This is a genomic window from Halobacillus aidingensis (assembly GCF_900104185.1).
Taxonomy (GTDB): Bacteria; Bacillota; Bacilli; order Bacillales; family Halobacillaceae; genus Halobacillus; species Halobacillus aidingensis.
In genome coordinates this window covers 1-5,392 of sequence record NZ_FNIZ01000039.1, presented here as the reverse complement: position 1 = coordinate 5,392, position 5,392 = coordinate 1, and the positions used below count along the sequence as shown (strand labels likewise).

8 protein-coding genes are annotated in these 5,392 nt (G+C 44.7%); 5 read left to right on the top strand and 3 right to left on the bottom strand.

Annotated elements, in window-relative coordinates:
• Positions 1–124: 124 nt before the first annotated feature.
• Entirely contained in the window at positions 125–1,096 is a 972-nt protein-coding gene (gene pta, locus BLS23_RS20895) for a phosphate acetyltransferase (RefSeq protein ID WP_089654941.1), read from the bottom strand.
• A 256-nt stretch (positions 1,097–1,352) separates the two neighbouring features.
• On the opposite strand from pta, the gene hemQ reads away from it, so the two are divergent.
• The 4 genes from hemQ to BLS23_RS20870 all read left to right on the top strand — a co-directional run bounded on the left by hemQ (position 1,353) and on the right by BLS23_RS20870 (position 4,152).
• Entirely contained in the window at positions 1,353–2,090 is a 738-nt protein-coding gene (gene hemQ / locus BLS23_RS20890; protein WP_089654957.1) for a hydrogen peroxide-dependent heme synthase, read from the top strand.
• A 764-nt stretch (positions 2,091–2,854) separates the two neighbouring features.
• The gene (locus tag BLS23_RS20880) at positions 2,855–3,277 is read left to right on the top strand and encodes a cell wall hydrolase (protein ID WP_089654939.1); all 423 of its coding nucleotides are present in this window, start codon (positions 2,855–2,857) and stop codon (positions 3,275–3,277) included.
• A gap of 42 nt (positions 3,278–3,319) precedes the next feature.
• A complete protein-coding gene (gerQ, locus tag BLS23_RS20875; protein ID WP_374189740.1) occupies positions 3,320–3,814 on the top strand; it encodes a spore coat protein GerQ in 495 nt (164 codons plus the stop codon).
• An 89-nt stretch (positions 3,815–3,903) separates the two neighbouring features.
• Positions 3,904–4,152 (top strand): hypothetical protein, encoded by a 249-nt coding sequence (locus tag BLS23_RS20870; protein WP_089654955.1) that lies wholly within the window; start codon positions 3,904–3,906, stop codon positions 4,150–4,152.
• A 2-nt stretch (positions 4,153–4,154) separates the two neighbouring features.
• On the opposite strand, the gene BLS23_RS20865 is transcribed toward BLS23_RS20870, so the two are convergent.
• A complete protein-coding gene (locus BLS23_RS20865; protein ID WP_089654938.1) occupies positions 4,155–4,523 on the bottom strand; it encodes a DUF423 domain-containing protein in 369 nt (122 codons plus the stop codon).
• A 12-nt stretch (positions 4,524–4,535) separates the two neighbouring features.
• A complete protein-coding gene (locus tag BLS23_RS20860; protein ID WP_089654937.1) occupies positions 4,536–4,835 on the bottom strand; it encodes a YwdI family protein in 300 nt (99 codons plus the stop codon).
• 305 nt (positions 4,836–5,140) lie between these two features.
• Between BLS23_RS20860 and BLS23_RS20855 the strand changes: the two genes are divergently transcribed.
• A partial coding sequence (locus BLS23_RS20855) for a transposase (RefSeq protein ID WP_143015314.1) occupies positions 5,141–5,392 on the top strand: 252 nt, incomplete at its 3' end.

The window sequence follows — 5,392 nt, the reverse complement described above, 5'->3', positions numbered from 1 at the left end:
TTCTTCTCCGGGTTTGAGCGATTCTTCTCCGGGTTTGAGCGATTCTTCTCCGGGTTTGAGCGATTCTTCTCCGGGTTTGAGTAAAAAAGCTCGCTGGACGTTGTCCGCGAGCTTTTTTACTTCTTTATAGAGCTTGAGCAGCAGTAATGATGGCGAGCTTGTACACGTCATCAGAATTACAGCCGCGGGATAGATCGTTTACTGGCTGGTTCAAACCTTGCAGAATCGGACCAACGGCGTCAAAGTTACCCAGGCGCTGGGCAATTTTATAACCGATGTTTCCTGCTTCAAGGCTTGGGAATACGAACGTGTTCGCTTCACCCATTAGTGGAGAATCCGGCGCTTTTTTCTCAGCTACAGATGGCACGAACGCCGCATCAAACTGGAATTCGCCATCAATTAATAGATCTTTGTTTTGTTCTTGGGCAATCTCAAGTGCTTGTGTCACTTTCTCCGTTTCAGGGGACTGGGCGGACCCTTTCGTTGAGAAGCTTAACATAGCGACTTTTGGATGGATATCGAATAGCTGGGCTGTTTCTGCACTTGCCAAAGCGATCTCTGCTAAGTCCTGGCTGTCAGGGTTGATGTTGATAGCACAGTCAGCAAATACATATTTCTCTTCATCACGGACCATGATGAATACGCCAGAAGTTTTCTTAATACCGGGCTTCGTTTTAATGATTTGAAGAGCTGGACGCACAGTGTCTGCTGTAGAGTGAGCGGCACCACTGACAAGCCCGTCTGCTTTACCCATGTAGACAAGCATTGTACCGAAGTAATTTCCGCCCTGCAGGATTTCACGTGCTTTTTCTTCTGTCGCTTTTCCTTTACGGCGCTCGACAAAGCTTGCGACCATTTCATCAAACTCATCGTAGTTTGCAGGATCAAGAATTTCTGCAGCGGAAATATCTACATTCAATTCAGATGCTTTCTGTTCTACTTTTTCTTTATTACCGACTAATACAGGTGTCAACATTCCGTCAGCACCCAATTGACTCACTGCTGTTAGGATTCTTTCATCTAATGCTTCTGGAAATACGACTTTCTTGCCTTTTCCATCAATTTTAGACTTCAAAGTATCAAATAGGTTACTCATGATTAACCCTCCATTTTTTTATTCTGTTATACATGATAAGACCTTTTGTGTTCAAATGAAAGTGGTTCGAATCAAGTTTTCCGTTTGAAGCGATTTCATTTTATAACTTTACCCTATTTCTCTACAGATGATACTTCTCCAACTGTTCACTCTTTTGTCATACCCGCATCGTTATCTATCCAAATGTAAATGTGTTATATTTATGGAGGATGTTTTATTAGTACAATACTTCAATGTAAAAGGAGCGATCGATCCCATGCCAGAAGCAGTAGTTACCATGGACGGTTGGTATTGTCTGCATGATTTTCGTTCTGTCGACTGGACAGCATGGAAGTATGCATCAAACGAAGACCGTGAAGAAGCGATCAATGAATTCAAAGAATTGATCGGTCAATGGGAAGAAACAGAACGCAGCAAAGAAGGTAGTCATGCTTTATATACAATTGTCGGTCAAAAAGCAGATTTCATGATGATGATTTTACGTCCGACAATGGAAGAGCTGAACGAAATTGAAACGGCCTTCAATAAATCCAAGCTGGCAGAATTCACGAAGCCTTCCTATTCGTATGTCTCTGTCGTTGAGCTTTCCAATTACATGGGGAGTGCGAATGAGGATGATCCTGAAATTCAGGCCCGCTTACGCCCTACCCTTCCGAAGTGGAACCACATTTGCTTCTATCCGATGGACAAGCGCAGGCAAGGAAATGACAACTGGTATGTCCTTGAAAAAGATGAACGTGCCAAACTCATGTATGCCCACGGGATGACAGGCCGTCAATACGCCGGCAAGATCCGTCAGATCATTACCGGTTCCATCGGTTTTGATGACTGGGAATGGGGCGTTACACTATTTGCTCATGATGTTCTTCAATTCAAAAAGCTCGTTTATGAAATGCGCTTTGATGAAGTAACTTCACGTTATGGCGATTTCGGATCTTTCTATATCGGAAACATCCTCAAGCCAGATGCTGTCGAACAATTTTTACAAGTATAAATAAGAAAGCTGCCAGATGATCTGGCAGCTTTCTTATATCCCCTTTCTTTCACTAACGCTCCCGTTTATGGAAGACTCAGTTTCGAGACTTTTGTTAAGTGGATAGGGGCTGAGGGGGATGACTCGCTTTCCATGGGAGAGCAAGGAGCACATACCACGCATCCTTAAAGGAAGCCTTGCCTACTTGAAATAATAAATGACCATTCCTGGCCATGGATACGGGGTCAGGGAAACGACGATTTGCGGTGTTTTGGTTCAGTCAGGAGAAAAACACCCACGTTCGTGTCTCCATTCGTTTTTCATGCGGACGTTTCCCAGACCCTGCTCCCACGCCTTATTCGTGCAGAATGGTTAAAAAGACTCTATAACGGCGTGGGTGAAGATGCCTTTATTTCAGAGCTCGGCAGGTTACTGGTAGGGGGATCTCGAGAAGCTCATATGGTAAAGGGGTGGAGGGAAACGGTGAGACTCCTGTGGGAAGTGCGTGGTAGATGAGACCCCGCAGAGCGTTAGCTCGAGGAGGCTCATCACTCGCCCACGGAAAGCGAACCTTTTCCCGGAGCCCCTAGAATCCCACAAACATCTCGAATTCGAGTTTTCCACAATCCTGCCATATTGTTTAGGAACAGCAAAAGGACTATCCCTTCTTGGGAGGTCCTTTTTTGTTGTCCAGCAGAAAATATTTTTAATCATATCTCCATAGGCGTCCAACATATAGTGTTAAAGAACATGCAATCATGCCTTTATTAAAGTGAGGTGACCGCATGGCTGTTGTCCCCTTCAATCAGGCCGATGTCAAATTATTAGCGAGGCTTATGAGAGCAGAGGCTGAAGGAGAAGGTAAACTAGGCATGCTTATGGTCGGAAATACAGGAGTCAACCGTGTGCGAGGGAATTGCATCGATTTTACGGAGATCGATACGATTCGTAAGATGGTGTTCCAGAGTCCCGGCGGCTTTGAGGCTACTCAAAAGGGATACTTCTACCAAAGGGCACGGGAAAAAGACAAACGGCTTGCAAGAAGGACGATCAACGGTGAGCGGTTCCACCCTGCCACAAATTCACTTTGGTTTTTCAAGCCTTCTGGAGACTGTCCAGCTCAATGGTTCGGCCAATGGAATACGGGCAGGTTCAAATCCCACTGCTTCTATTCTCCGATTCGGTCTGACTGTCCTAGTGTTTATTAATTCCAATAAGGAGTGATTCAATTGGCACAAAAGAAACCGCAAATGGGCGGACAGGGTCAGGGGCAAGGTCAAGGACAGCCGATGTACGGCGGCCAATCCTCCCCCTATTACGGCCAACACCCGTATATGCAATACTACCCAAGTGCACAGATGCCAATCCAAGGAACCCAGCCGCCGCAAGGTCAGCAAGGTGGTCTACAAGTTCCACAAATGCAGCAAGCCCAATCAAAAGGAGTAAACCCTCCGAATATGCTTCCTTCCGAAGAATCATACATTGAAAACATTTTACGGCTGAATGCCGGAAAGCCTGCCACTGTGTATATGACTTTTGAAAACAACGACCAGTGGAACGCCAAAGTTTTCAAAGGAATCGTTGAAGCCGCAGGAAGAGACCACATCATTCTCAGCGATCCTCAAACAGGGAAACGTTATTTACTCTTGATGGTCTATCTTGATTACATTACATTCGACGAAGAAATCAACTATAACTACCCGTATGGCGGCGGACAGGGAATGGGCAATTATCAACCCCGCTAATGAAGCAAAAAACTCGCTATTTCGGTAGCGAGTTTTTCATTTCCATATTCAAAATTACTGGCTATACGCCAAAAGAAAAGGGTGTACAAATGCGACCTCCATATGAGAGTTACCAGAGAGCCCAGTTAGGTGCCCTTTTGTTAGCTGTAGTTCTTGCCGTGGTCGGTTTATTCCAGCTCGAACACCAATGGATCATCTTACTCATGTTTTACGTTCTAGCGGCGAGCTTTGCTCTAGAAGGTATGATCGAGATGAAACGCCAGCAAAAAGTGAATGCCATCATTCAACTGATTAGGGCGGTCATTCTTCTGTTTTTCACGACGATCCTTTACTTTTAGTATTAAATATATTTAATGACAGCGTAACCCAGCAAAATCCAGCCGATCAAAAATGACAGACCTCCGAGTGGAGTGATCATAGCAAACACTTTGATTCCAGACGTAGCATAGATGTAAAGACTTCCGGAAAAAAGCAGGATTCCAATCAAGAAAAACCAACCTGCACCTGTCATCGCACCGGTCTGGATTTTGCTCATCAATAGAGCTGTGACAAATAAAGCCATCGTATGGAACATTTGATAATCAACGGCTTTCCCCCATTGATCCAATCCTTTTTCGGAGACCTTTCCTTCAAGTCCATGAGCACCGAACGCACCTAAAGCGACGGATAAAAATCCATTGATTACGGCTAAAATTAAAAAAAGCTTCATTTTTTCTCCCCCTTAAAAATCGAAAATAGAAGACCCATTGGCTTCATCATGGTCAATTTTCGTTTCTTTATCCTCTTTCTGGACGGGCTCAGGGTTGCCTGCTCCCATCATCTTGCGAATTTCTTCGACTGTTGGTTCTTGGACCGCAGCCGGTGAACTTTGCGGACTGGTATCTTCCTCTAACAGTAAGTCAGCAAGCAATTTCACAGAACGCACATGCTCCCTCACTTTTTGCTCATTTCCATGCTGCAGCATCGCTTCCTGTATCTCACTGGACATCTTTTTCAAGACCGTTTTGTTGGTAATTGCCATAGATCGTTTTCTCCTTTTCGATAAAAGATGGTTCTCTGTCGTAGTTTAACACGTTCCCCTCTCCCCTGTCCTTTTCTCTCCAGCAGTTTCAACAAATGTTAAAAAGTTACCTCGCTGAATTCAATTACCCACTATTCCAGATAAGCTCCCTTTTCTGGAAGAATCAGTTTCGAGACTTTTGTGTGAGTTTAGGGGCTGCGGGAAAAGGTTCGCTTTCCATGGGGCGGGCGGTGAGCCTCCTCAGGCTATGAAGTGACCCCCAAGAGTTGGACACTTATCTAGCTCTGAGTTAAGGGGGATTCACCTTGAAAAAATTTACGAAAGATGAAAAATTCCAAGCCGTTCGTCGATATATGGATGAAACGATAAGCTACCGTCACCTTGCTAACGAGATTGGCGTAGACAACTCCGCTCTACGCTATTGGGTCAAATTATATGAGTATCATGGCAATCAAGCTTTTGCGTGTCCCTATACAAACTATTCCTCAGACTTTAAACTGAAGGTAATTCAATGGATTAAAGACGAAGGGTATTCCATTCGCGAGGCCTCAGCTCTC